This is a genomic window from Pacificibacter marinus, assembly GCF_900109555.1.
GTDB classification, from domain to species: Bacteria; Pseudomonadota; Alphaproteobacteria; order Rhodobacterales; family Rhodobacteraceae; genus Celeribacter; species Celeribacter marinus_C.
On record NZ_FNZV01000003.1, the window covers coordinates 250,629 to 276,965 of the forward strand.

Sequence of the window (26,337 nt, forward strand, 5' to 3'; positions counted from 1 at the left end):
GGTAACCCAGACGCGCGAAGCAGAACACAACGCGAAAACGAGAGCGAACGAACAAAGCATGAACAGCGCGGACATGAGAACGGCCAAAAGAAACAAGCTTCGCACAAAAAACACATGGCCGCACCCACAAAAAGGCCCAAACCGACGCGAGAGACGGCCGAATGAAAGACGGGAAAAAACGACATGGAACAACAACGACACAAGCCCGAAAACCCCCAACCACAGGACAAAGGTCCGCACACAACAGCAACTAGACCCGCCCTTCAAACCAATAAAGCAGGGCACACAATTCCACGGCCACACCAACACCCCCCAGAAGCAACCCCAAAAGAGAAAAGAGGAACAAAAGACGCAGCCTAAGGGGGAAGGAAATACAAAAGACATAACCACATCGTCCGCTGAGCCGATTTCGACACGATAAGAACAAAAAGCACTCCACAAAGCTCGCACACCGCATAAAATAACAATCCAGAGCCCTACAGCACACACTAAGAATTGCCCCCAACAAGGCCTCCCAGATAGACCACAATTCCGGACAACGCAACCAGATAAGCAAAGAAAAAACGACAACAACCCCCACAGGACGAGAAACCCACGACCAGCAACGCCACCCCAAGACCGACCACACCCCGAAAATCAGGCCCGCGCAGAAGCACCGCCAGAGGACCACCCGAGAAACCCACAACCAACAGCACCTCGACGCCCACCGCAAGGACCACAGGCAAAACCAAAACCCCAAGCGCACCACAAGCCCAAGATATCCCCGAAACGGACAAACCAAGCGCCGACAAGGGCACACAGGGGCGGGAACACAGCGCGAAAAACTGCTAAACAAAGGAAAAAAGCGCAAACCCCCCAACCCAGACTGAAAACAAGACAAAACGCGGCAACACCGGCACGGCACCACCCCCGACAACAAGCGGGGCGCCCACAACCCCCGAAGCGCTAACGTACACGGCACATGCCCCACGAAACAAACGCACCACAGCGCACCGCACCGACCCGGCCGAGACGGGCGCCACGAAATCCGCGACCCGCTCGACCAGGCGAAGCCCGATGACCAGAGTCGGCACCGGCGACAAAACACCTGCAAAATACACCACACCAACACCGCCAACACAAGTAAAAGCCGACGGGCTGTCGCCCGGGAACAAAGCCCCAACCAAAACAGCGGCGAGACAAAAAAAACACACCAAAAAAAAAACACAAACTACGGCGCCCACCTGACGACAACACCCCAGGACCGAAGGCGCGCCAAAACGACAAAAAAGCACCAACACAAGCAAAAACGAACGAAAAACCAAAGAGGGAGCAGCACCGCCAGATCCGGCACCAGCAACACGACCGCAGCCCAAGGCCTGCACCACCAACGACGCAGACATCCGGATGCAGCGCGCAAACCAAAACACCACACACAACGGCCCAAACACCACGCGAAAGCAAAGGAGACCAGACACCACATCTGAAAAACCAAAGACCCAGGGGGCAAAAACCGGTACCAACCCGAGCAAGAAATATGCAAAACCCAAAGGGATCGAAGGACCAACAACGCACACCCCAACCAACAGTGAAGAATAACCAACAGGGCCGATGGCCGCAACGAAAGCGGAAAACACCACACAAAGCAAGGGCGTCAAACAACGGAGACGAAAAAAAACCGACAGAACCAACGCCACCGCCCGTGCGACAAAAAACTGCGGCGCCGACACCAAAAAAGAAAAACACAAATCGATCCGCACCGGGGCCGAGCCAACAAGCGGAAAGAAAGCCCCAACCAGAGCCACAAATACCGACAACCGCAATCCGACGAACGACCGGCTGACGAGAACAGCACCACAAAAACCCACAGCTGCCGAGAACGCGCCCACAAAGACGACATCGAGAACACAATCCGAAAGCAGAATCACGCACCCGAGCACACACGTCCAACGAACCAAGGCCGAAGGCAACTAAAACCGCCACCGCGCAACCCAGCGGACCAGCTGCCACAGCCAACTGACGAAACACACAAAAGAGAGCCGGAACGCCAAGAGAAGAACATCCCGCTGAACCCAAGCAGACCCGCCCGCCGGAACCGGCGGAAACAAAACCATGTACGTAGCTACAAACACCCCCGCGGCAAAGCACGACGGGAGCAAAAACCCAAGAAGCACCCCCGCCGAGCGACGCGCCACAAAGGCGCAATGCCCAAGATTCACAGCACGACCAACAGCGAGAACGCGAGCCGCGACAAGCCGCCACGCCCGGGCCAGCCAGTGACGAAAGACACCATCCCGAGAAAGACCAGCAAAGGCCCCCAACCCGCCCAAAAGGCCGACCTGCGCTCAATAGGCCCGACAGCCGCACACACACTCGAACCGAACCCCAAGCGAAACGCCAAAGCACACCCCCCCACGAACACCACGCCAAGCGGCGCGCGGAGGAACAGAGCAAAACGAACGAAAAGACAACGCAAGAAAAACTGCCAAAAAACACCCACGAACGCAACACACGCCACGCAGATCGGGCAACAGCACCACGCAAGACTACTCAAGACGAGATAATTACCAAAAAGCCTAATACGACAAAAGAAGCACCGCCCACACAACTTGGCCAAGCGAATAACCCCCAGACCGGCGCACCAAAACGAGGCAAGCCCTGAGGCGAAGAGGCGGAAAGCCGGCTTCGCGCACCATTTCAACGCCAGATGCGTCGCCCAGAGGACAACAAACGAGGGCCCACGGGGGAAAGCACGCCACGACGCCGCAAGAGACGGGAACATCAGCCCGCCAAACGACGGCAACAGAGCGCACTCACCCCAAACCCGCAAAGAAAAACAAAAAGAGGGATACGACGACAACCACGCAGAGATGCATGCCGACAAAGAGGATACGCCGCAAACAATCACAATCCTCCAAATACACGACATGCAGCAAAACACAGACCCGAAACAAAGCACCGATCATCACCAGGCCACAGAAATGAAATGGGCCCGAAGCCAAGAAGAAAATGCAAACGGCAAAACCCCGCACCCAAGAAAAAGTGGCAAGCATCCCAAACCCGAGCACCAGCACCCCAACCACGCCCGCGCTTCAGACCTGGCACCCCAGAAATAGCCGCAACACCGAAACGCACGAAAAACCGAAAACCGCAGCACGCCCAAAAGAGCAGCCCACACACGCCACACACCACTGAAGACCAGCAGCAAACAAGCACCAAGAAAACGCACGCACCGAAGCAAAGAGAGACCAACAGCCAAAAAACCGCACAGGCACACGAGAAAGATGACAAAGCTACGAAAACAACCGAAAAGCCATGAACTGAACACACAACGCCCAGCCGAACCAAAAAAACCCCGCCCGCAAAGCGGACAGCACAAGTCGGTGGCCACGGCCGGCAGCGAAAAAAGCGCCCATGCACAGCACCCAAACGGAAGCCAGCAACCCAAAACACTCCAACGAAACGCCAGACCGGAAAGAAAAAGGGAGCAAACCCGCCGCCACCCAGCCGCGCGGCACACGAGACGAACATAGCGAGAAAGCGGCCCCGAAAAAAAAAGTAACCAACCAGCGGAAAGCCCGCGCGACAAAAACCCACTGACGAACGCCACCAGGAAACGACTCAAAAACAGCGCCCAGGGCGCCCGCACACACCCCTTAAAAGATGGACCCACCGACGAAAAAAGCGAAAGAGCGGCCCCCATAAACGCCACGCGGACAGAGCACACCCCCAAAATGACACACGACAAGGCAAAAAGCGTCCACCAAGCACCCCGCGACCGCCGCAAAGCCAAGCCAAAAACCACACACCAGCCCACCATCAGAGGCCTGAGCGCAGAAAAGGGAACACGGGCCGATACATACGATGGGGAGGACGGAACATAACAAAATGCCGCCGCCCCAAACCACTGCCACGGCCAACAAAACCCGCCATGCCCCAACGCCAACAAAAAGCAGACGGCGCAGGCCACCGGGAACAACGATACCCAACCACGCGACGCTCAGCGGCGACCAACAACCAAACACGCCGAAGGCACAGGACCCGAACCGCAGGCAGACTGGGCACGCGAGCGCACCCGCACCGGACAGCAACACGCCCCCCCCGAGGCGCCGTAACAAGCAAGCGAGCAATCGGACGCACGAGCAGCACGTCGAGAAAAGCAAATACCGCGAGGACAAGCACGACCTCACGCAGGTGCCACCTCAACCCCGCGAACGCACGCAGCGACACGCGAAAAGACCACGGTCAAGCCGCTCCCCCGCAAACTAGGCCGCAAACCTGAGCCGGCCGCACGCGTCGGCCCCCCACTGCGCACCTACACAGCTGGAAAAAACGGGCCACATCAACAGCACAAACCGGCCCCACCCGACGAAGTCCGAGACGCCCTATGCAACAACGGCACAAACGGTGCGCGCGCCCCACAAACACGACGAGACGCAATAGGCGAGTTCAACACACCCCATGCCATCAGCCAACGCTAAACAAGGCAAGCCGAGCCCAAGCCGAAAAACCACGCACCACAACGAACCGCATCACCAAGCGCAAGCGAGGGCGCAACCCAAACACCACATGGCACCGGCCCCCGACGGAACCCTCCAGACGCCACAAGCACAGCACTCACGAACTGCCAACCACTACGCACCAGAGGAAGCGATGGGAACGCCCAACAATCAAGAACAACCCGAAAGCCCACATTCACCAAAAGTCGCCGACAAAGCGAAGGCCACCTTGGGCAAGTCCGAAACACAGACCCCCAAGAAACAGCGAAGGTCGCGACGCCGCCAAGGGTGGCGATCGACACGAAAGGCCCATAGACGAAACCCATCCAGAACACAACAAAAGGACACAGACAAACATGAACAAGGCACAAAGCGAAACCTTCGGCCAGCAAATAAGCCCAAAAAGCACTGCGATACCAACCGCAAACGCAACCAAAAAGACCGGCCGAGACAACCCCACGCCCCGAATAGACCTGCGGAAAACCAAACCGAGAACACAAGACTCAAAATACCACGATGCAAGAAATCCAAGCAAAGCACCCACAAAAAACCGAAACAGACACACCCAAAGAAAGTCCCGACGCGAAAACAAAAGTCAGGCCTAATCAAGCAGGCCAAGCCAGCAACGACGGAGGCGACAAAACGGAACGCCGCCTGCAGCGAAAAGAATTCACCAAACCGCACGAACCACACGCCAACCCAAAGGACGAAGACGGTGAAAGACACCTCCAACCCGCTGAAAAAGCACATGCACAACAAGACATTCCCCGCGAAAAACCCCGGCGACAAGAAGCAGCCGACCGCCCAGAAAAACCCGACGAAACTGAAGAGAGACCGCACGCCACAACACCACGTCGGAGAAAACACGGCCACACACCAGACCTAAAAAGACCACACCCGACGCGGCCACCGGCACAAGACGACGCACGACCAAACCGCAAACCGAAACCACCGACCCGGCGAAAACACCAATTCCAAAGTCGGAAAAGGCACCATCAGCCGGGAAACAGCCCAGGTTAGCGCCCAGCAACCCCAGAAGAAGCACCTGCAGAAAAACGCGCAGAACGAAGCAATAACCGAACACAACGTCAACCAGATGAAGGCGGGGCAAAAAAAAACACCGAACACGGAGCCCCTCGCCATCAAGCCGGCGGAGAAACAGCGCCACACGTTACGGACATGGCATGGCGCCCACCGAACAAACCACAACACATCCTCACAAGCCCAAACAACAACAACCAGCAACCGAGCAAAACCAACAAAAAAACGCAGCCGAAATCCCTCCGCACAAAAAAACCGCAGCAGGATCCGGAGAACCATGGCCAAGCGAAACGACCACCCAAACCACGTCACACGCGCCAAAGCACAAAAACCACAGAAAACCGAGCAGCAATGCAACTGGACCCACGCGACGAAGGTCCAGCACACGATCCCAAAAACTCGCAGACAAACAAAAACGCACAACCACGAAAAAACGCTCCCACGCCACAAGAACGAGAAGGGATGGGGCAGAAAACCCAATCGGCCAAAAATCGAGCAAAGCGCAAGCAAAAACAGACGCAACGTAACACATCAAAAACGCCGACACAAACGCAACCAGAGCAAACACAACGCCAAGGCGAACGCAAAAACAGCACCCAACAAAGCCCGCGAGCTGCCAAAAACAGCGACATCCAAAGCACGGCTCACAACCACGACCCAACATGCCACGAACGAACAGAACACGCAACCCACAAATGCCCCAAAGCCGACGAAACGAAACCAGGGAGCACCGAAGCTGACCGGCAAAAAAAACCCAAAACCCCGCCCAGAAAACCGCAAGACGAAACCCTCGCTCGCGAAATAGAAGCACGCAAACGCGCCACAAAAGCAACTGTCACAGCGACACAGAGCGAAAAAAGACGCGTTCAAGGCCAGGACGAAGGTGCAAAAACCGATACACCACGCCCCCACCGAGCACACCAGCGCGCACAACAGCAACCTCAACCACCAAACCGTAAAAACAAACCGGACGCACGCGTGACAAAAAAGGAACAAAAGACACACCGTCGACGTGGAACAACCAAAGCACATCAAAGACCCAAAGAAAAACAAACAGCGGAACAGCACAGAGCAGCACCATCCCAAGCGAAACGCGACCACAGCCATGGCGCACCATCAAAAACAAAACACTGAGAACACAGCGAACCATCCCAAGAAGAAGAAGAAAAACCCCCAGAATGCCAAGCGCCTCTATATAGACCCGCACCCACGCAATGAACGGCCCAGAGGCAAACGCAGCGGTGACGAAAGCGCAAAGACCAACAAGCCGCACTGGAGCGATGAGAAATCCCAAAACAGGCGGCCCGAAATGACGCAGAAAAAAAAGGACGGCCCCCATAAGTTCGACCCAAAACCACAGAAGTAGAAGGAAAAAAACGAACACCAACGCCAAGAAAACTACACCACCAGCAAAACCAGCGCCCGACACCCATAGAAGACCCCACAAGTTGACCCGGACCACAACAAACAGCACCAGAAAACTGCACAACCCCAACAGAACGCAGCCAGAACAAAAAAGAAGAAAACCCACACAAAGACCAACGCGACGACGACCAGATCGGGAACACAAGCGCTGAAGAAATCACCCAAGCCACGCACAAACAAAATCGACACCAACGGCACGCAGCTCGCCCCGATGCTCACAAAAAAACCGATCAAAAAACAGGACGAAAGCCACGGACCGGACAGAGGGGACCCCTAAAAGAAAAAAAAGGACCGAATTGCAAAACCAGCAAACCCCTCCGCAAACGATGAAACGAAAACGAACGAACGCCAAAAGCGCACCAACCGTGAGGAAATACGCGCGGAAATCGACCGGCCCAACAACACCAAAGCCCTGGCCAATCGCAGCAAGGGCACCCTAAACCGCGCCCCGGCGAAAACGGCCAAGCAGACCGGCGGCGGCAAGGCGAGACAAACGCCCCTGCGGAGCCTCATCCCCCGCAAGATCATCGCGAGACTCATAACCCAATTCCGAGAGGAAAAAACGCGCCAGGACAAACACCGCGACGCCGCCACCCAGCACCGCAGGGAGAAAAACCAACAGGCACGCCAAATCCCCAACCCCAAGGACGACAAGCCCAAAACTGAAAACCACGAAGGGCCCGAGCTGATCAACACAGAAAGACAGGCCAAAGCACACAAAAATAAAAACCAGTGGCATCAACAACCCGCAAGCAACCAACACAGCCCCCACAGCCACCACCCAAGACGCACAGCGAGGGGCAAGACCTAAAACGCCACCAAAAGGCACCAGAAAGCTGCCGCCAGAACGGGCGCCGGAACCGACAAAAAGCGCGGCCAAAAAGGCTTTCGTGAGCAAGGCAACGGACACCGAACTGGACCGCAAGGCGGCCGAAGGCACAACAAACAGGCTCAACCCACAACCAGCTGAAGAAATGGAGCGAAGGAAGACAAAACAGCCGCCCTACGGGGCGCCCCGGATGAAGACCGTGAGCAACCCCACCACCCAAGAAAAGCAAGCGCGAGAAGCCGATAAGGCCAGCAAAGAGCAGGCACTGGCCCACAAAAAAAACCCCAAACCCACGATGAGGCCCGGCAAGAAGGCCGCAGCGCCAAACTCGCGGCGCAATTCCAAGAGCGCCGAAAACGCCCCCACCACACCCGCAAGCGAGTTGACGCCGGACAACGCGATGCAAGCCAAGCAAAGAACAGCGGCAAAACAGATCAACGCATCAGCAGGTGACGAAACCCCCACAAAGGTAAAAGACCACGCCAAAAACAGCGCCGCAAAACAAACAACCAGCGACGCATAACGGGCACGCAGGGGAAGTCACCAAACACAAAACAAGCGGGCCCAAGAAAAAGCCAAAACACCCAAAGCCGCCGCACCTCACCCCTACAAACAGGCCAACAAACAAGAACGCAAGAACGACACACGTCACCGCCAAACCACCACACCCGCCAGATGAATGATCGCCCCAAAAGCCGAACGAATGGCACCGACAAAAACCGCCACCGAAACAACGAGGGCGGCAGCGTTGCGGCCCACACAATGAGCCCACGGAGAAACAGCCTTAACGAACACGGACAGAAACCCAAAAATGAGCCAACAGCCAGGCCAGAAACCGAAGAGCCGAGCAAAAAACAGCGCGCCCGCACAAGCCCGCCGGAGGGCAAAAAAAACAGAACAAACGAAAGTCCCAGCCCAAAGACAAACCGTAAGAGCAACGAGCCGAACCACACGGGCCCCCACAAAATCAAAAAGGTCGTGGGCAAAATTAATAAGGCACCCACCAGCGGGAACACAAGAAGCAGCGCAGAAACGCCAAAGCCCCAACACACGGTAGCCACCCCGACCGCCAACACCAAAAAAAGCCGGGAAGCAGCAAGCAACAGCGCCGCCAAGCAAAGCGAAAGCAAAGCCCCAAACGGATCCACAAGGAAAAGGCTAAGCGCCAAAGGGCGCCCCCCCACATCTGGACCTGGAACCTTGAAACACAAAAGCAACAAAAGGCGCCCCGACCCCATCACCAAAGCGCAAAACAAGCCAAACGGCACGGGCAACGTCACGCGCACACACCAATACCCTGAAACGCCCAACGACGTAAAAACGACAACCGGCAAACAAATACCCTGGCACAAGCCAAAAAACAAAGCAGAACCAAACCGACCTGAAACCGTGACCCCGGCAAGCGGAAGAAGATCCAACACGATGCGCAAACCAAAGCCCTGCAACGACGACAAAGCCGTGCCCACAAGCCGCAGCGAGGCGACCGGCAAAGATATGAACGACAAAAGCGAACACCGCCCGTAATGGACGAGCGCCCACCCCGCGCCGCGCCACGGCAACCCCACCAAATGGCCGCAAAATCACGACCGCCACAAGCGAGAGCGCATCTCAACAACCACCGGCCCCGACCAACCAAACAGAGGCCCCGAGCACGCAAGACTCAACAACAACAAACCCGCACAATAAAGCCCGACCAATGAGCACGAGCCGCTGCAACACCGCCAAAGCACGTGCAAAAACCAAGCAACCACGCCCCCGCCGGAACCCTCGCACGCTAAGGCACAACAGAAAAAAAGCGCACCTAAAAAGCCCAAACAACAAAGCAGCCCGAGCAACACGGCTGCGCGGGGCAACAAAGAAATCCGGACGGTCGCCCGCCAGTGAGGGATCAAAACAAAGGCCAAAGGACCCGACGCAGAAAAAACCACACGTAACCGTACAACACTAAAAACGCGCAGCCACGCAAACCACATTGATACGACGCGTTCGCGCAGCCCAACTCACATTCCACGGCGCTAAACGGCCTCATCCGCGCGTAATAAGAGCACAGCCAAACACACGAGAGCAAGCACACGCACACGGGTCAAAAAGAGCCGGACAGCGCCAACACAGCCGTCCGCCAGGGCCGCCAAGAAACGCCGCCAAAACACACAACAACAACCCCCAGCCCTAAGACCCGCAAAGCCAAAATCGCCGCCCGGCGGTGACACAGAGAGGCCAACACAGTTCCAAAACCACAAAAACAAAGCGGCCAGAACACAGCACACAGTACGAGAACCCCAAGCCAGAAACCAGGCGCGGAACGCGCCCTAACAAAAGCACCCGGGGAGGGACGTAGCACACAAAACCCAAAAGGTTCAGCCCAAAACCATTCCACGCCTCGCACACCCAAACAACAGAACACACCAGCGAACGGGACAAAGGGCCAGCAAGAGCCAAGGCAAAAGCATACGAAGACCGCACACACACGTCGCGCGGCCGGCCGTGCACAGGCGGGAAATGAGAATCGAAGGCAGCCAGAAAGCGAACAAATAACACGAAAACAAACAAACGAACAAAATTTCGAAACGACCCCCGCTACAAGAAGAAAAGCCCCAGCAACCAACACACGAATCAAAACAAAAAACAACGTTCCAAACACCTGCCAAAAAACCCAGAGAACATACCCGCAAACCAGGGAATAGTGACCAGCACGCCCAATACAAAAAAGAACGCCACAACAGCCCGCGCAAACCAAAGGGTCAATCAACCACAAGCCGAACGCCAAAACAGACCCCCAAACACATGAGACCAGAACCATCCCCGGCACCAAAACCAAAACGACCCAGAACAAAACAACGGCGCCAGCCAAAAGCGTGGAAAACCGCAAGGCCAACCCGACACAGGGTACAAACAGCTGCATAAACGCAGCGGCCTAAAGCAAAAACACCGTTTCCCAACCAAAAACGCCCGAACAAACATAAACCCGAAACCTCAAACACCACACGGCAAAAACCCCCCAGGCACCGATCCGAGCAAGCACCAGAAATCCAAAATCGCACCCGCACCCTGCACATCAAAAACACCGACAACCCAGGCCCACGAACAGCGCCATCGCCCGGACCCAAATGCCCGTAACCGAAAGACAACAAAGCACCGGCCACGACGACCGACAAGTAGAGCCTTGTAAAAGGCCCACAAAAAAACGCGACAAAAAGGCCCCCCAAATAACCGGAGGCAACACGACCAAAAACCTATGCCTCGCCAGGCGCGACGCCGACAAAGCAGAAAGCAGCACCCGCCGCCACTGCCACCCCATCAAAAGAACACATACACGCAGCCACGCTGATGTGAGCAACAACAAAACCACGATAAACCACAGACCGAGGGACAACACCAAACGGCACGGCAGACAGCGGCCAAACATAGCCAAAAAGACCACCCGAAACGTCCAAAGTCACAAGATCAACCACGAAAACAGCAATCACCACGAGCCCAACCGCACCGCGAACGGGAGCAACAAACCCACACCCCCACAACCCAGAAGCATCGCCGCCAAAAACAATCCCAACAAAGAGCAAAAGGGCAAAACGTCAAGCCCCAATAACAAGAATGAACACAACGAAGACAGCCAAAGCCTCAACCACAAGAACATGAACCCCGCCACAGAAAACACGAACACCGAACCCGCCACCAACCCCCAGGCCAAAAAAAGAGGAAAACAAACGACCCGCGCCAAGGCGGTCCAAAACAACGGCGAAAGCCATCCACATCAAAAAACGATCAGCGCCACCACCATAAACAATAAAGCGAACAAAGCCATCACCACCGGCCTGACGAACGGCGCCCATGCCCACCACCGAACCCGAAGGCACAAAAAGAGCAGGAAGCTCACCAGCCATAATAAAGCCCCAATAAACCAGAGCGGCCCGCACACAAAGCACAAAACCCACGGCAAGGCGCGCGCACAGACAAGAGACTCGCAAAACACAACGCCACACATGCACCCCCCACAACACCCGACCACAAAGCGCGACCAACAGCGAAGCCAAAACACAGCCAGCACGGCCCCGAAAGGGAAAAACCAAAGGCAAAGCGCGACGGGCGACACGTAACACACGCGGAGAAAGAACAAACGACTCCCCAAACGAGCGACTAAAAAGAACAGAGGTCATGAACAAACACAAAACGCCAATCGCACCGACACCGAGGGACACTTGGGGCAAGCCCAACAGATCGGAACGCCTGCGCACGAAACGTTCCCGCCACAAAGACCCAGAAAAACGCCCACCATTGACAACGAACAGCCGCGCTAAATAGCGCACCGAAAGCCCGAATGCTTGCGAAACATCTCCAACCAAAAATCAGTCACGCGATAAAGCGACGTCTATCGCCATCGATACCCACCGAAAAGGCACCAACGATACAAGGACAAATGTGGGCGCAGCAAAAGACGACCCAGCACCCAAAGAACTACAGATCAAACCAAACAATGCCGAGCCGCGAAAGCAAAAAGAACATGCGATGAGAGCAACGAGAAGAACGCCAAGGAACGCAACCAACGAACCCAAAACATCCGATGCGATCGAGGTGCTCAGCACCAACGGCAGATGCCGTGGCCAAGATCCAACAAGCCGGGTGAGAACCTCAGCAAGAACTGCCAGCAGGAGCACTTAGCGACTAGCAAACCAACGCAACCGCCAAGCAAAAACAAGAGCGACCACCGCAAAGAAACGAAGGCCAAAAGACCGCACCCAGCCAACAGCAGACAGTCTGCAGCACCAGCGGAGGCGTAAAACCAAAAGAAGCGGCCCCAACCGAAAACGCAACAGAAGCAGGAGAAGCACTGGACATCGAACGAGAACGCGCCCGAGCCGCAAGCCACGGCAAGCATCGACCACCAACACCAAGCACGGGGAGGGCACCGGCGCGTACGGCGCGGCAATCACGCACAAAGAAACCAGGCCAAGAACCCAACGCGCGGCCGTCAGGCCCCCGGGAAGCGACCAAAGCTCCAGAGACGGCCGCTGCACAAACACAGTCAGTGCCCAACATAGCTAACAAAATCACGCCGATAGCAACGGAAGCGACCCAGCCAACGGCAAATTCATCAACTAGGAAAGTGGTGCACCCAGAACAACGAACCAACACCATCCAACATACGCACAATATAGGCTTCAAAGGCGACGCGCGCCGGCCACAGCGAAGCGCCTTTAGTGCGCATAGCGGGGAGTAGCGAGTGGAGTTTTACGAAGACGACATAAAAACCACCGCAACTCTACCCGCCGTAAAGCAAGAAAAACCACCGCGTGCCGCGCGCGTAAAAGCGACCCAAAAAAAGAAAAACAGCACCCAAAAAGAACAACAGGAGAAACCCCAAATCGCGGCGACACGAAGCAAAGTCCCCAAAAAAGGAGGCACACACCAAAACAGTGACACAAGACATCAACCCAAGGCGCCGACAACCACAAAGAAACAGGGTACTAGCCACAGCCGGGTGAACAACTGCAAGCGCTGGGGGGACACCGTCCTCGCCAACCCCACCCAGCCCGCAAACAAACGCAAAAAAAAGGCAAGCCACTCCGGCGCACAAAGAGATACCCGCCACAACGGAAACGCCACACCGAAGACAACTGACTAAAACCACAAAAACACAACCCCACACAGACACCAGAAAGACCGGCACAATCCAGACCCAGAACAACCAACCAGCCAACGATCGCCAACCCAGAGTCCAAACGAAGAAAGCCGCTGAAACCACACACACAGCGACAAACGAAAAGAAAGGCGCCAAAAGCCCTGGCAAAAGCACCACCCAGCCAAACATCTATAAAATCCGCGCGAGTGAGGCCAAAGCCAACCACAGCACAAAGGGACCGGCCGACCAGCGAAACAAAGACCCAAGAGAACTGACGCAACGGCCAAGACCCAAAAGAGTGCCAAACCACAGGGCCAACCCGCACAGCACCCCAAAAACCCAACGACAGAACGCCGCAACATCAAGCACATTGCAAAACAACGACAGAATAAACAAGGACAAACCGGAGGTCAAAACCATGTAACAAGGCCACAAGACGGGCAAAAAAAACGGCACCAAAACAGCAGAGAACTTCAAATCCGTACCGCAAACAAACACGTATGCCAAAAAGCACACGACGAGCAACAACCAAAGCGGGAACCAAAACCACTCGGTGACCTCGCGCAAAACCGATGCCATAAAGCATACACACATTCCCAATAGCCCAAAAGGCACCACCAAGGGTGCAGCCCCGGCAGAGGCTGAAATCGCACAATCAGCACAGCCCAGACACACCAGGCCAAAGAGCGACAACGCAACGAGCAGGAACACAGCAACCACAAACAATCCAGTCGCGGTTGACCGGCCCTCCATGTCGACCGCCAAACCGCAGCCAAATCAAAGGGAAACAAAACCTGACGGCACCGCGAGAAAAGGCTCCTCGACCCACAAGCCCCAATCGAACTAACAAAAAAAAACCGACCGCGCACGAACATCACGCGAACAGATAAACCAGCCAATGTTGGAAACGAAGAAAAAAAGGCACCCTCAGGGCTGAACCGGGCACAATCACCTACCAACTCGGAGAAAACAGCCCAAGCCAGAAACCGACAAAAAAGCAACGAGCCACGAGAAGACACGCGACACTGCCCTGAAAATGCGCAACAGTTGAAAAGGAACAAAAGACCTAACAGAAGATCACGAAAAAGCACGCATGTCGCGCCGGGTAAAGCACCAGAAAAACCAAGTCAAAGAACCAAAAAGACCAATCCACCCCATCACAAAAAAAGACATCGGTTCCAGCCGCCACCGACCAGCACGCACCGAGGCATACAAAGACGCACCGCAGCCCACAAGGCCAACCATAAGAACGCGACCAAACACCCAAACACAGGCCAAAAAAGAGAAGAACGACACCAGATCAAACACCTCAACATCGAGAACAACGGCCACACCCAAATCGACGATGAAGACAAACACGGCAGCTGCCACGCGGGGCACACCAGCCCAGAAGAAAACGCCCTGCAACCCGAATTCAACGAACGCTGATGAAAAAGACACAACCTGGGACACCAAAACCCCAACAACACGCCCACCTTTGAGGCCTGCGAACAGAACAACCAAGCAGGCCGCAACACAGGAAGAAGGAGCCAAAGAAGAAGCAGCGAGAACAACACCGTAGAAAAAGCGGAACGCAACGAAAACTCAAACCGCAACCGTCAACACACGATACAAAAAAAAAACCCCAACCTACGGCAAGACAAAAAAAAAAAAGACATAGAGATAGCCAAAGCAAACCCAAAAAAACACACCAACAACCGCGCAGCCGACAGACAGCCAATGCACGACCTCATGCCCAGACATATAAACCAGAGACAAGACAACCACAGCAATCTCCCAAACACCCCCAACCGCAAACATGAAGGTAGGCTGCCACCACACAAGGCGCAAGGAATACAAAAAGCCCGTCAAATCGAAAAAATGGAGTTCACGGAAAAAGCTAAAGAAAAAATATTGCCCCGCACCGCCACCGTAGAGATCAACAACACCGAGAAAAGGGACCGTGCCAAGCAACGCGCAAACGGCAAAAAACACAAACGCGAAAACCACACCCAAAGCAAAGCCAAAGACCAAAATGAAAGCTATAACTACTTCAACGCAGACAAAGCCATTGTACAACTCGCAGATGCAAAACCAAGCTACAAGGCCGCACAACAAGTCAAAAGCGCCAACAATCGCCCTGAAAACATATCAAACAACGACATCAAGACAGGCATCCAACAACGTAACCGCCACGAAACAAAAACCCACAATGAAAACGAAGGCAACCACAACACGCCCCACCAAAGCGGCCACAGCACCACGGCCCATCCCGTCAACGAAGACAACAAACACAACACCCAAGACGGCAACAGCCCCACCATCTATGACCCAACCAAGCAAACGGGCGCATTCCGAAACCCTGCGACGGAAAAGGTGAAGCACCCCAAACACACAGCAGTGATGCGCACATTTGGGCACCAAGACAACACAGAAACCGACACCACCGACAAAGAGGACATGCTGATCAAAAGCAAAAAACCCACCAACATCAAACAGAGAAACAAGCCGTCCAAGGACCAACCCAACAACCACAAAGAAAACGACATAACAGAAAACACGCACAAGGGTAAGGATGCCAAAAAGATCAAAAACGACAACAAAGACCAAAATAACACCAAGGAACCAAATGGACGCGACCACACTAGAGCCCCAAGCGTCTCGAAGGGACAGCCGGTCACCCGGATGAACCGCATGTCCAAACTGCAACACACAAAAAAAGGCCCCCGCCAAACAGGAATCACCCCAAACCATCCACCAATCCGCACAAGTGGTGCGGCGGACCGCGAAACTGAAACGCGACATCAAAAGCTCAAAAACAAGGGCCTCGAGCCAACCATCAACGAGCCCAAGGACATGACCAACAACAAGCGTATCAAAAACGAACACTGCGAGCGGACGAAAAAAAAAGACCCCGCCCGCAACGGCAACAACAAAAACATCAACGGCACCGACCCCGACAAAAAGATGCACAAACCCGGCAAAGCAAAACACAAGAGAAGGGACGAACGCGAAATCAACACCACCACCCACAGAAATCCAAAGCATGAAACGGACCAACCCAACAAAGCAGACAAACACAAAGACAACAAAAGCAACCAACCGAGCAAAACCACCACGCCCAAAACGGCCACGAAAAAGAAAGCCACAGATAAGATCCGCCACACCCACAAAGCCGGCGACCGTCGCTTCACCAACGAGCGACAACGGCCCGAAAGCGACCACCAAAACAAAAACCGAAGAGCACACCCCCGCATTGACCCCAAACCCCCGCACGCCATCACCCAACGGATCCACAAAACCCATGAAACGGGCGGCGATGAAAAAAACAACGACGATCGAAACGTGCAAGAACACGAAGATCACATCAGCACCCAAAGCAACCCAAAATGCCCCGAGCTCAAAGACAAACAAAGGAACGAAGCGCTCGACACAAAAACAGACCGCGAACAAAGACCAAGACGGCGAACCACCCATACAGTACAACACAAAATCGAAAACGAGCAAAAAGACAAAACAAATGACCGCCAACAAACCCTAAACACCACAGCGATCAAACAGGACAGCGAGCCCAACAAACAGAGCAAAAAGACGGGAAGTAGCAAAAACCCAAAAACCGCAAAGAACAACAAGAAGCGCCACAAAAACGCCACAACAAATCCACCGTAGAGGTAGGGCAATGTGGAGGAGCAGGCAAGGGAAGCCAAACCCGACAAAGAACTGCGCCACAACGAAAACGCGCCGCAGCACACATAAAAAACCGAGAAGGAGACCAACGAAGCCGATGTCCGAACAGACCGCCAACCACATCACAAAGACGCCGAGATCGACAACCGAAAGGCCGAGGCCAATGACGGCCACAATCGCAGAGCCAACGACAAAACCCCCTGCAACCGACACAACCACACCTACACCCCCCCGCGCGATCACGCCAAAACCCACGACCACAGGCAAACCGGCAGCCCAGAGAACACGCCCCACCTCAAACACAACAATGTCGCATGACACGCCCACGACAACCGAAACACCAGCCACAGACACCCAACAAACAAACCCACAGGGAATGGCCAGCACATATGCCAGAAGGGTGGCAAACGGCCTCAGCAAGGCCAAGCGAAGAAAATTAAGAACCCCGGACACCGCACAAAACCATAACTCAACATCGGCAAAACGGAACAAATCCACGACGAAAAACCCGACAACACAACCAACTGGAAAATACGAAAAAAACGAAACAAAGCCCCAAAAAGAAACCCAACAATAATAGCCCAAAATCACAACACAAGAACGCTCAACGACTGGCACAAACTCGCCAACCACAAAAAAAAGCAATGGCAACCTCAACCAAGAATGCAACGACCGGCAACCAGCCAATGGAAGCCAGAGGCCCACACCAACAAAAGCAGACAAAAGAATACCAAGGGCGAGGAAACCCACGCCACCAGAAAACAAGAAATCGACCAGCCCAAGAGCTACGTGACCGGCTGAATCGACAACCACAACAAAGGACACCAACCCCTAGCCCCACCCGCCCCGAACAAACCAAAATCGCGGCTCGATGCGAGCAGCAGACGGCCAAAACAAAAGGCTCCATTGCAAAACAGCAGCCAAGGATTCCCCGACCCGAGCAAAAACGGCAAGCGACCACCAGCCAGCCGGTCACTAAGCCCATCGACCCCACCGCCCACACACGCCCCGAAGCCACACAAAGGCGACGCGAAATGCCGGACAAAAGGGAGATCAAGCGCTTGAAAAACATGGCCAAAACAACACGGAGGAACGCCTTGACGAAAAACACAGCCGAACAGACCGCAAACGAGCCCGAAGGAACAATCGACCCAAACCCAGCCAAAGTGAAAGAGCAGAAAAGCCCCCTGGAAAAGAGAACCGACATAACGGGAGAAAAACAAAACAACCCAACACACATAACCGTCAGGGAAAGCGAGCGCCTGGTAAAAAAAACGGCCAAAACAGAAGGAAAGGCAAACCAAGTCAGAACCAACAACCAACAAAGGAATACCAACCCCCAAATGGCACGCAGAAAGAAAGACAAAAAAGGGACCCAGGTTGAAGCGCGCGTTGAAACAACCGAGCAGACCAAAGCGACCAAGAAAGAAAACAAGACGGCAAACCGTAAAACCACCAAGAAACACCAAAACGGACGCAGGCGCAAAATCAAACGCAACCAAAAAGACGAAACCAAACAAAACCGTCAACAGCCGAATACAAAAACAGAGATTGAAAATGACAAACCAGCCAAAGCCCAAGAAGCCGACAAACACCACAAAAAACCCCGCACAGCGCTAAACCCTGCCGCGCAAAAACCCAACATGGACCTGCGCAACGGCCAAGAACAAAACGCCGCCAAAGACAACGCCAATCAAGATCATGCCACGAAAAACACTACCCAAAACGAGGAGGCCCCCGCGGGAACATCTCCCAAAACCGAACAAAAAAAGTCACAACTCAAAACCAAAGAAGCACAAAGATGCTCGCAAGAAACGGACAGCGAAGAACCCCCACCCGACAGAACCACGAACGCACGATACAAGCCGAAGAAATGAGAAACCTACTCAAAGACACGCACAAAACAACAACGCAAAAGCACCACAAAAACGACCAAAACGACCCAGACCCCAACCGGCGGCACCCACGGCCAAGCCAAACCCACAAGCACCACCCCAAAAACAACAGCAAAGACCGACGAAACCGCGGCACAAGCCGAAACAAAAGCCAAAGAAACAAACAAAACAACCCCAAAGGGAAAAACCGACAGCGCAAAACAGAGCAAGATCAAAAACCCGACACGCAACACCGAAACAAACAAAAACGGCCCAAAATGGTAAAAGACCAAAAACAGACCACCAAAGCCACCGACAAACATCTGGCCGAAACAGACACGCAAGCCAACAGGCGGCGCAGCGACCGCCCCCCGTCCGTGAACGGGCGGCCAATTGTAACGCACAAGCCGAAACCAAACGTCAAAAAACCCAATCAAAACAAAAGCAACCAAGATAAAAAAACCCGCCCCAAAATTGAAACAGACACCAAGAACCCAGAGCCACGGGCGACGCACAAACCCCCAGCCCAGGCCAATTCCCCAGGCACAAAACGGGAAGGAGATAACGAAACGAAGCAAAACCCCCCAGACAAGGATAGCCGCCCAACCAACAAACGCAAACGCCACCAAAGGGCAGGCAATCAAGCGCCACATGAAACAAAGAGCCACGCAACGCGACACCCCCGGAAAGACGTGGAGCAACCCAAAGCACTACCGAACAACCGTCCGCGGCAAAGACATAAACAGAGAGAAGAGAAACAAGACCGGGAACAAAAGAAAGAGACGAAAGAAACGAGGAGCAGGCAACGATAGCAACAATCGGACCAAAAAGAAAAACGCGCAAAAACGCACACGCAAGAGGGGCAACAAAAAAAAAAGCTGAGCCAACACAACGCGGGCCCGGGCAAATCGAACCCGAACCCAAGGACACCACACCAACGCCAATCGCTGGTGCATCGCACAAAAAAGGTGCAAGACACACCAAATAACGTAACGAAACACACCCACAAGAATCAGCACTGGCAACAAACGAGCGATAAAACTCAACACAAACACCGCCGAGCCGAGCCCAAAAATCAGCAACAAGGGCACGCGGCAAAAAAGCAAAAGCGGGCCCCACACAAAGAGGCACCCCAGCCGACCACCAGCCCCACCAAACACACCGCCCCCCACGGTCCAAAGCCGAGGAAGAAAAGAAAAAAGCGGAAAAAGCACAACCAAACGCCAAACGCACAGGAGGCACATTCAGAGCAGACGCCAGCAAAACCAGGCAACCTAAAGCCCGCGAACAGGAGAAAAACACACGATCAAAACACAGACCCGAAAAAACAGCAGAGGCTGGAGCAGCCCCCAACAGAAAAGCGAAAACACACGAACCCAAGCAACGCGCCAACCACCGCGACAAAAAAGACCAAGACGCCGGAACAAGTTCCCAAGGTACCAAAACCACCCGAGCCCCCGCCAAAAACGAACCGGCCAAAGGCCCAACAGCCAGATACAAGGCAAAAAGCCATCGAACAAAAATGCAGACAACACCGCCCGCGCAAGGATACAAACGACAACGGGCCGGAAAAAAGGCCAAACAAGGCCCAACAAACCGATGCCGAAGCCAACACCAAAAAAGACAAGGGCAAGAGCAAACAAGGCGCACGGAGGCAGCAATACAAAAAATCAAAAAAGCTGCGTGGCAGCGGGGAGCAAAATAAACACAAAGCCAGGGAACCAAGGCGCGCACAAACTAAGGCAAAAAACGGGACAAGTGAACAAAAAAAAGCCGACCCAGACAAACGGGCACTCGACAAGCACAGCACCGAGAAAGGCTAAGAGAAACAAAATGCGAAGGTAGCCGCGCCGGGGGAGAGCCAGCCCGCAACCAAGGACCCAACAAACCAAGCCCACCACGCCGAAAACTTCACGGAGAGAAATATGAACCCTAACATCAAAACACCAGAGAGGAGAAAAACCGGGGAGAACGAAGAGTACCAGGGAACGAGCCTCGCAAAGAAGTTTAAGACCCAAAAAGAGCAACCCAAACTCAAGAAAAGGAACAAAGACAAAAAAAAAGCAGGCGGAAAACCACTAAAAACTCCAAACAGACCAAAAAAAACTCAACAAGGCAAAAACATAACGGGCACAAATCAACTACACAAATACAACGAAAAAAAAGAACGCAAAAAGAATTCCCAAGACTAGAAAAAGACCGCCGAGTACAAAGAAGACACAAATCCAAATAGCACAAATGATAGATAGGAAAAAATACACGACGTGGCGACATTTAAGGGGGCAGAGATTGAAAGGGACGGGAAAGCAGGCCTCAAGAAAAACAGGAGAAACACAGATCACCAAAATATATAAAAACCGGCCAAAGAAAGACGGACGCCGCGCAACAACCCCGCAACACAAACACAAAACATGCCCCTGGAAAGCGCACAGCGGACCAAGAAAAGTGGAGAAGCGGAGCACAAAGCGAATACACAGCAAACCCTGAAACAACGCACAACGGAAAAAAAGACGGTGGAGCTCCCCAAGAAACACAAGAGCACATGGGGCCGGGCGGACAACATCATAACTCAAAAAAGGGACGAACAAGACAAGGAGATGCAGAAGCACAGCAGCTAGAAACGACAACTCGGCACCCTGAAACGCGAAAAAAACAGGAACGAAAACAAAAGCGAGATAAGGAACACCGCACCAAGACAGTACCGAATATCGAACATAAAACAACAAAACATGAACCGCCCCACAGATGCAACAGAGGGACTGCAAACAGGAACTGGCTTGGGCAACGGCAAAGCAAGACAAAAAAAAGAACAATTCACATCACAGATGACAGAAAGCCGCAATGAGACATGCGACCGCGAAGGCCTGAACCAGGCCAAGAGGCTGACCGAAACGAAGACAATCAAAGAGAAAGGGAAGAAAAAGAAAAAGATAATTGCCCAAATCGCGAATAACACACACAAACAAACCCGCTCGGGCAAACTCCCGGGCGCGGGAGAAAACGCAAGGCTAAACAAAAACCAACCGCAGCAAAAACACAAGATGAAAGCGCCAGACAAGGAAAAAAAATGTCGAAACTGGATAAAAACAACCGACGAGTCGAAGCACAACAAGCCACGGAAAGAGAAAGGCAAATACACAAGCAATTGAAACGGCAAAAAAACAAGACAGGAACACATAAGGGCTGGTCCCCCCAAACCTCCAAACAAATCAAGCGTAAACCAACAACGTGAACAAACACGCGGACAAAACGCCCCAAAAAGCCGCTAAGCACGGGAGCCGACGACAACAAGCCAAATAATCGAAAAGGACACCCAAACAAAAGGCACCCCAAAAAAAGAATTAAAAATGCCAGCCCTCCCCCATGAAAATATCACGACCCAAACAATCGAGCGTAAAACGGCACAACAAACACCAGAACAAATAGGAGAAGGCGACCCCCAACTAAGGGAGAAAAAAGAAAGCGTACCAGGATCCGAATCCCTTCGTCTCCGCCAGATTTAAAAATATCAAAAAAGCCGTAATATCCTGATTATAAAGGATATTACGGCTTTTTTGTTTGTGCTTGCCAGCCCCCTACGCTTGTGCGCTATACTTATTACTATACAAAGGCGATTTCGCATGTTGGTTCGGCGGGGCAAGGATGAGCTATTTTCGCATGTGTGGCGGGTGCCGAAATGGTATCAAAAAGTTGATGGGCGGCGGCATATATTCACCTCATAGCACACGGGCGACATAACCGAGGCGCAGGCCAAGCAAGCTGAGATTGAGCGTTTGCAGGTTGCAATCTGGGAAGCGCGGCTTGCGGGCATTGATGGGCGCGCCGAAGAAATGTTCGATCGTTTGCGCGAAGTGGCTGAGCGGCGTGGCTTTGCTTACATCGAGGCGGGTGATTTGGCGCGCGGGCCTATATCTGAGATTTTGACCCGTGTGGCCGCGATTAACGACAGTCCCTCGGTTGAGTGAGTTGCCAGAGACTGCGATGGCGCTTCTAGGCTGCGCCCCTGTGCCGTCTTTACGCCTGTCTGCGCTGTTGGCTCGGTTTTCTGAATTGACGGCGGACAGGTGGGTCGGAAAAAGCAAAGATCAAAAGCGCCGTTGGGAAAATGAGCGCAATCGTGCGATCGGCAATTTGATCGAACAGGTCGGCGACAAAGGCATCGAGGATCTGACGCGATCCGATGTCTTGCGGTTTCGCATATGGTGGTGGTCGCGGGTCGGGGCGGGGGCTGCATCTGCCTCGAGCGCGAACAAAGACTTTTCGCTTTTGTCGGCCATGATTGGCGCGGTGATTACGCTTGAGGCGCGCGCGTTTGAGAACCCCTTTAAAGGCGTGCGGTTTCATGAAGACAAAGGGCAGCGCTTGGCGTTTTCACGCGATTGGGTGCGCGACAAAATTTTGGCCAAAGGGGCGCTTGACGGGCTGAACCTTGAGGCCCGTATCGCGCTTTTGATTATGGTAAATACAGGCGCACGGCCTTCCGAGATCCTTGGTTTGACCTCGGACCGGATCCGGCTGGATCAAGACATTCCCTACATTGCGATTAGGGCAGGGGAGCGGGCGCTCAAAACAGAAAAAAGCGCGCGCGACATTCCATTGACGGGGATCTCGCTCGAGGCTGCAAAGCAATGCGCCTCAGGGTTTCCGCGCTATGCAGATCGCGCTACGAGCTGGTCCAATCTAGTGATGAAATACCTGCGCAATAATAGCTTGTTGGAAACCGACGCCCATTCAACATATTCGCTGCGACACATGTTTTCGGACAGCCTGCAAAATATAGACTGCCCCGACCGCACCCGAAAAGAACTGATGGGCCACGCGATTGGTGGCGTCGTCTACGGACAGGGTGCAAGCTTGCAAAATAAGCTGTCGTGGCTGGAGAGGATCGCGTTGTGAGTGGTGTGAGGTGGGGGAACGGCCAGAAGCCGACCTTGGCAACTTCGCCGCGAAAGTCCGCTTTTTTGCCCAGATATACGGATGCTGCATGATGCAAGTGTCTGCTATCTCGCGCGAGCCCAAACCCTTTAACAACTTTTTTGGTTTTGAACGGGGGGAAGCATCAGACGACGTGTTTTGCAATTATGCAAAAAAACGAGCGTTTTGATTGCTCATGGCACGTAGCTTTGCAGCTTACGGCCATCCGTGTTGAGGCTGTCAGCACCCGCATTTTGCGGGTCTCTACAAAAAGAACAGGCGGGCTATCAAAAATAATTTACGGAAATGTCGAAAACTGCAAACGTGAAGCGTCCTAGTGGTATCGAACCTCAAAATTGAAGGAGCAATAATGGTTTTTGCTATTACCCCCCTCTACGCGCTGCCAGTGGCCGTGATTTATCTTGGCCGAAGGCAGGGGGGCAGCCGCAGTGTGGCTGCACATCTCAGGCGCATTGCTGCTGGTTGGTCGCATCGCACATCCGCTCGGACTAACGTCGGACACGGCGAGCCATCCGCTGCGCTATGTCGGCAACGGCACCAACATCCTTGCAGCTCTCACTGCGAGGTCTGCATCTGTATCCAAATCATTGGCCAGTAGGCCAAAACACCCATCCCAAAAAGGACTAACCCAATGGACTATATGCTACTTCTATACGGTGATCCAAAGAAAGAGCCCGCTTACGGAACGCCTGAATTTGACGAGATGATGGCGGGATATGCCACTCTGAGCGCAACACTTCAGGCTGATGGAGTCTTGAAAGGTGGCGAAGGTTTGCAGGGCATTGAAACGGCAACGTCGCTGCGGGTGCGCGCTGGTCGCGTGGAAACCATGGACGGTCCATTTGCCGAAACCCGCGAGCATTTGGGAGGGTACTATCTGATCAACGTGCCTGATCTGGATGCGGCGTTAATCTATGCGGCCATGGTGCCTGCCGCGCTCTATGGCACGGTCGAAGTGCGGCCTATGATGGACTACAATCCGGCGGGCGATTAATGACCAAGACCGTCCCCGGTTCCACAGCCCGCACCATCGCGGCGGCAAAAGAGCTCGACCGCGTGATGCGGCTGGATCGGGGACGGTTGATCGCGGCGCTGGCGGCAGGCCTGCGCGACCTCAGTCTTGCCGAGGATGTCCTGCAAGAGGCCGCCGTTTCGGCGCTAAAGCACTGGGGGCGATCAGGATTGCCCACATCGCCGCAAGGCTGGCTGCTTCAGGTGGCGCGGTGCAAGGCCATCGACCGACTGCGCAGCGCTAAACGCAGTAAGCTTCAAACTGAAGCACTGGCAATTTTGACTGATGATGATGCCGATCCTGATACCAACGTTATCCCCGATCACCGATTGCGCTTGATCTTCGCTTGTTGTCACCCTGCACTGGACCCCAAATCGCGTGTCGCGTTGACCCTACGCACCGTTTGCGGGTTGACCACGGTCGAAATAGCCCGCGCATTTTTGGACAATGACACGACGATGGGCCAACGGTTGAGCCGAGCCAAAGCAAAGATCTCGGCGGCAGGTATTCCTTTTGCCGTGCCGGACCCCGAACTTTGGCCCGCACGCCTAGATGCCGTGTTGACGACCGTTTATTTGATTTTTACCACCGGATACATCGCGGGGCCGAATGAGCCGCGCGATCTGTGCCTTGAGGCCGAATACCTCATGCGACTGATTGACCAGCTACGTCCCAATGACGCCGAGATCGAGGGGGCGCTGGCGATGATGCTGTTGACGGCTGCGCGTCGTGCGGCGCGTATCGGAGACGATGGTGCAAGCCTGCCGCCTGCAGAGCAAAATCGTACCCTATGGGACAGCGCGCGGATTACTGAAGGCCGCTCTATTCTAGCTCGTGCAGTAAAGAGGAACGACGCAGGACCTTTTCAGATCAAGGCCGCTATCGCCGATTGCCAAATGGCCGAACCCGCTCCTGACTGGTTACAAATAGCGGCACTTTATCGCGCACTTTGGCAATATGAGCCAACCTCAGTCGTCGCTCTCAACTCGGCGGTTGCAATGGCTGAAGCAGGGCAGACAGAGCATGCGCTTGAATGGGTCGAAAGTCTTGCCGATCAGCTGTCAGATTACCAGCCATGGCATGCCACACGCGCAGCATTGCTGGCCAAGACGGGCAATTACTCGCAATCTGCCGCCGCCTATCGACATGCCATAGCGACAGCACCGGGGCAGGCGGAGGCACTTTTTCTGGAGCTTCGACTGGCTGCGCTGCCACAGACGTGATCGTTGCATGCACTTAAATCACAGACCGCATCCACGTTCCAAAACAGCCGTCGTGGGAACGCTGATGTCGAAAGCCGAAACTTATAGGTTTGAGATATGGGGCCCGTTTGACAGGTCCTGATGGCGCCGAGAAAAACTTCACGCTCGCGCACGGCCTTGAATGGGATGGTGAAGAGGCTACCGAGGCCTAATTTGCAACCGCTCTATACAGCCAACGCTCGGATCCGATATGCTACA

General features: G+C 54.0%; 27 protein-coding genes and 1 pseudogene. 16 read left to right on the plus strand and 12 right to left on the minus strand.

The window, feature by feature from the left end; all coding sequences use genetic code 11:
- Window positions 1-488 precede the first annotated feature (488 nt).
- A complete protein-coding gene (locus BM025_RS19360; protein WP_211753571.1) occupies window positions 489-776 on the minus strand; it encodes a hypothetical protein in 288 nt (95 codons plus the stop codon).
- Window positions 777-1,590: 814 nt separating this feature from the next.
- On the opposite strand from BM025_RS19360, the gene BM025_RS18875 reads away from it, so the two are divergent.
- Window positions 1,591-1,953: a hypothetical protein gene (locus BM025_RS18875; RefSeq protein WP_139204535.1), complete on the plus strand. Its 363-nt coding sequence runs from the start codon at window positions 1,591-1,593 to the stop codon at window positions 1,951-1,953.
- Window positions 1,954-2,194: 241 nt separating this feature from the next.
- Here the strand turns inward: BM025_RS18875 and BM025_RS06150 are convergent, their stop codons facing one another.
- Entirely contained in the window at window positions 2,195-2,455 is a 261-nt protein-coding gene (locus tag BM025_RS06150) for a hypothetical protein (protein WP_139204536.1), read from the minus strand.
- Window positions 2,456-5,193: 2,738 nt separating this feature from the next.
- Here BM025_RS06150 and BM025_RS19130 point away from each other — a divergent pair.
- Complete coding sequence (locus BM025_RS19130) at window positions 5,194-5,364, plus strand: hypothetical protein (protein ID WP_170842130.1); 171 nt, start codon at window positions 5,194-5,196, stop codon at window positions 5,362-5,364.
- 432 nt (window positions 5,365-5,796) lie between these two features.
- Window positions 5,797-6,324 (plus strand): hypothetical protein, encoded by a 528-nt coding sequence (locus BM025_RS18880; protein ID WP_139204537.1) that lies wholly within the window; start codon window positions 5,797-5,799, stop codon window positions 6,322-6,324.
- A 30-nt stretch (window positions 6,325-6,354) separates the two neighbouring features.
- Here BM025_RS18880 and BM025_RS06195 read toward each other — a convergent pair whose 3' ends face one another.
- From BM025_RS06195 to BM025_RS06200, 3 genes are all read right to left on the minus strand, one after another.
- A complete protein-coding gene (locus tag BM025_RS06195; RefSeq protein ID WP_139204538.1) occupies window positions 6,355-6,858 on the minus strand; it encodes a hypothetical protein in 504 nt (167 codons plus the stop codon).
- A 243-nt stretch (window positions 6,859-7,101) separates the two neighbouring features.
- The gene (locus BM025_RS19720) at window positions 7,102-7,365 is read right to left on the minus strand and encodes a hypothetical protein (RefSeq protein WP_425287521.1); all 264 of its coding nucleotides are present in this window, start codon (window positions 7,363-7,365) and stop codon (window positions 7,102-7,104) included.
- Between the two features lie 15 nt (window positions 7,366-7,380).
- Window positions 7,381-7,842, minus strand: a complete 462-nt coding sequence (locus tag BM025_RS06200; protein ID WP_139204539.1) for a hypothetical protein — start codon at window positions 7,840-7,842, stop codon at window positions 7,381-7,383.
- On the opposite strand from BM025_RS06200, the gene BM025_RS18885 reads away from it, so the two are divergent.
- Window positions 7,835-8,296 carry a hypothetical protein gene (locus BM025_RS18885; protein ID WP_139204540.1) on the plus strand — a complete coding sequence of 154 codons (462 nt, stop codon included), beginning with the start codon at window positions 7,835-7,837 and terminating at the stop codon, window positions 8,294-8,296. The two genes, BM025_RS06200 and BM025_RS18885, sit on opposite strands and share 8 nt — an antisense overlap.
- A 152-nt stretch (window positions 8,297-8,448) precedes the next feature.
- On the plus strand, window positions 8,449-9,297 hold the full coding sequence (locus BM025_RS18890) for a PALP domain-containing protein (protein ID WP_139204541.1): 849 nt from the start codon (window positions 8,449-8,451) through the stop codon (window positions 9,295-9,297).
- Window positions 9,298-9,788: 491 nt separating this feature from the next.
- Here BM025_RS18890 and BM025_RS19725 read toward each other — a convergent pair whose 3' ends face one another.
- The 3 genes from BM025_RS19725 to BM025_RS06235 all read right to left on the minus strand — a co-directional run bounded on the left by BM025_RS19725 (window position 9,789) and on the right by BM025_RS06235 (window position 12,005).
- On the minus strand, window positions 9,789-10,040 hold the full coding sequence (locus BM025_RS19725; protein WP_170842131.1) for a DUF2237 family protein: 252 nt from the start codon (window positions 10,038-10,040) through the stop codon (window positions 9,789-9,791).
- A gap of 966 nt (window positions 10,041-11,006) precedes the next feature.
- Window positions 11,007-11,240, minus strand: a complete 234-nt coding sequence (locus BM025_RS06230; protein WP_139204542.1) for a hypothetical protein — start codon at window positions 11,238-11,240, stop codon at window positions 11,007-11,009.
- 105 nt (window positions 11,241-11,345) lie between these two features.
- A complete protein-coding gene (locus BM025_RS06235; RefSeq protein WP_139204543.1) occupies window positions 11,346-12,005 on the minus strand; it encodes a hypothetical protein in 660 nt (219 codons plus the stop codon).
- 986 nt (window positions 12,006-12,991) lie between these two features.
- On the opposite strand from BM025_RS06235, the gene BM025_RS18895 reads away from it, so the two are divergent.
- Complete coding sequence (locus tag BM025_RS18895) at window positions 12,992-13,393, plus strand: hypothetical protein (protein WP_139204544.1); 402 nt, start codon at window positions 12,992-12,994, stop codon at window positions 13,391-13,393.
- A gap of 186 nt (window positions 13,394-13,579) precedes the next feature.
- Here the strand turns inward: BM025_RS18895 and BM025_RS06255 are convergent, their stop codons facing one another.
- From BM025_RS06255 to BM025_RS18900, 3 genes are all read right to left on the minus strand, one after another.
- Window positions 13,580-14,143, minus strand: coding sequence for a hypothetical protein (locus tag BM025_RS06255; protein WP_090875257.1), 564 nt, complete (start codon window positions 14,141-14,143; stop codon window positions 13,580-13,582).
- Window positions 14,144-14,467: 324 nt separating this feature from the next.
- Window positions 14,468-14,893, minus strand: a complete 426-nt coding sequence (locus BM025_RS06260; protein WP_090875259.1) for a hypothetical protein — start codon at window positions 14,891-14,893, stop codon at window positions 14,468-14,470.
- A gap of 627 nt (window positions 14,894-15,520) precedes the next feature.
- Window positions 15,521-15,712: a hypothetical protein gene (locus BM025_RS18900; protein WP_139204545.1), complete on the minus strand. Its 192-nt coding sequence runs from the start codon at window positions 15,710-15,712 to the stop codon at window positions 15,521-15,523.
- Window positions 15,713-15,769: 57 nt separating this feature from the next.
- Here BM025_RS18900 and BM025_RS19460 point away from each other — a divergent pair, with 57 nt between their 5' ends.
- Window positions 15,770-17,038 (plus strand): hypothetical protein, encoded by a 1,269-nt coding sequence (locus BM025_RS19460; RefSeq protein WP_244515504.1) that lies wholly within the window; start codon window positions 15,770-15,772, stop codon window positions 17,036-17,038.
- A gap of 240 nt (window positions 17,039-17,278) precedes the next feature.
- Here BM025_RS19460 and BM025_RS19730 read toward each other — a convergent pair.
- Window positions 17,279-17,881, minus strand: a pseudogene (locus tag BM025_RS19730) (tryptophan synthase subunit alpha); the annotation flags it as partial.
- Between the two features lie 272 nt (window positions 17,882-18,153).
- On the opposite strand from BM025_RS19730, the gene BM025_RS19735 reads away from it, so the two are divergent.
- From BM025_RS19735 to BM025_RS06340, 9 genes are all read left to right on the plus strand, one after another.
- A complete protein-coding gene (locus BM025_RS19735) occupies window positions 18,154-18,933 on the plus strand; it encodes a hypothetical protein (protein WP_139204546.1) in 780 nt (259 codons plus the stop codon).
- Window positions 18,930-19,742, plus strand: coding sequence for a Trk family cation transporter (locus BM025_RS18905; RefSeq protein ID WP_139204547.1), 813 nt, complete (start codon window positions 18,930-18,932; stop codon window positions 19,740-19,742). The genes BM025_RS19735 and BM025_RS18905 overlap by 4 nt, the downstream gene beginning before the upstream one ends.
- A 138-nt stretch (window positions 19,743-19,880) precedes the next feature.
- Complete coding sequence (locus BM025_RS18910) at window positions 19,881-20,753, plus strand: hypothetical protein (RefSeq protein WP_139204548.1); 873 nt, start codon at window positions 19,881-19,883, stop codon at window positions 20,751-20,753.
- 102 nt (window positions 20,754-20,855) lie between these two features.
- Window positions 20,856-21,122 carry a hypothetical protein gene (locus BM025_RS06305; RefSeq protein WP_090875276.1) on the plus strand — a complete coding sequence of 89 codons (267 nt, stop codon included), beginning with the start codon at window positions 20,856-20,858 and terminating at the stop codon, window positions 21,120-21,122.
- Between the two features lie 537 nt (window positions 21,123-21,659).
- Window positions 21,660-22,079, plus strand: coding sequence for a hypothetical protein (locus BM025_RS06315; protein ID WP_090875280.1), 420 nt, complete (start codon window positions 21,660-21,662; stop codon window positions 22,077-22,079).
- Window positions 22,080-22,703: 624 nt separating this feature from the next.
- Window positions 22,704-22,895 carry a hypothetical protein gene (locus BM025_RS06320; protein WP_085850653.1) on the plus strand — a complete coding sequence of 64 codons (192 nt, stop codon included), beginning with the start codon at window positions 22,704-22,706 and terminating at the stop codon, window positions 22,893-22,895.
- A gap of 16 nt (window positions 22,896-22,911) precedes the next feature.
- The gene (locus BM025_RS06325) at window positions 22,912-23,826 is read left to right on the plus strand and encodes a tyrosine-type recombinase/integrase (RefSeq protein WP_085850654.1); all 915 of its coding nucleotides are present in this window, start codon (window positions 22,912-22,914) and stop codon (window positions 23,824-23,826) included.
- 670 nt (window positions 23,827-24,496) lie between these two features.
- Window positions 24,497-24,859: a YciI family protein gene (locus BM025_RS06335; RefSeq protein WP_085850655.1), complete on the plus strand. Its 363-nt coding sequence runs from the start codon at window positions 24,497-24,499 to the stop codon at window positions 24,857-24,859.
- Window positions 24,859-26,100: an RNA polymerase sigma factor gene (locus BM025_RS06340; protein ID WP_085850656.1), complete on the plus strand. Its 1,242-nt coding sequence runs from the start codon at window positions 24,859-24,861 to the stop codon at window positions 26,098-26,100. Before BM025_RS06335 ends, BM025_RS06340 begins: the two co-directional genes overlap by 1 nt.
- Window positions 26,101-26,337 lie beyond the last annotated feature (237 nt).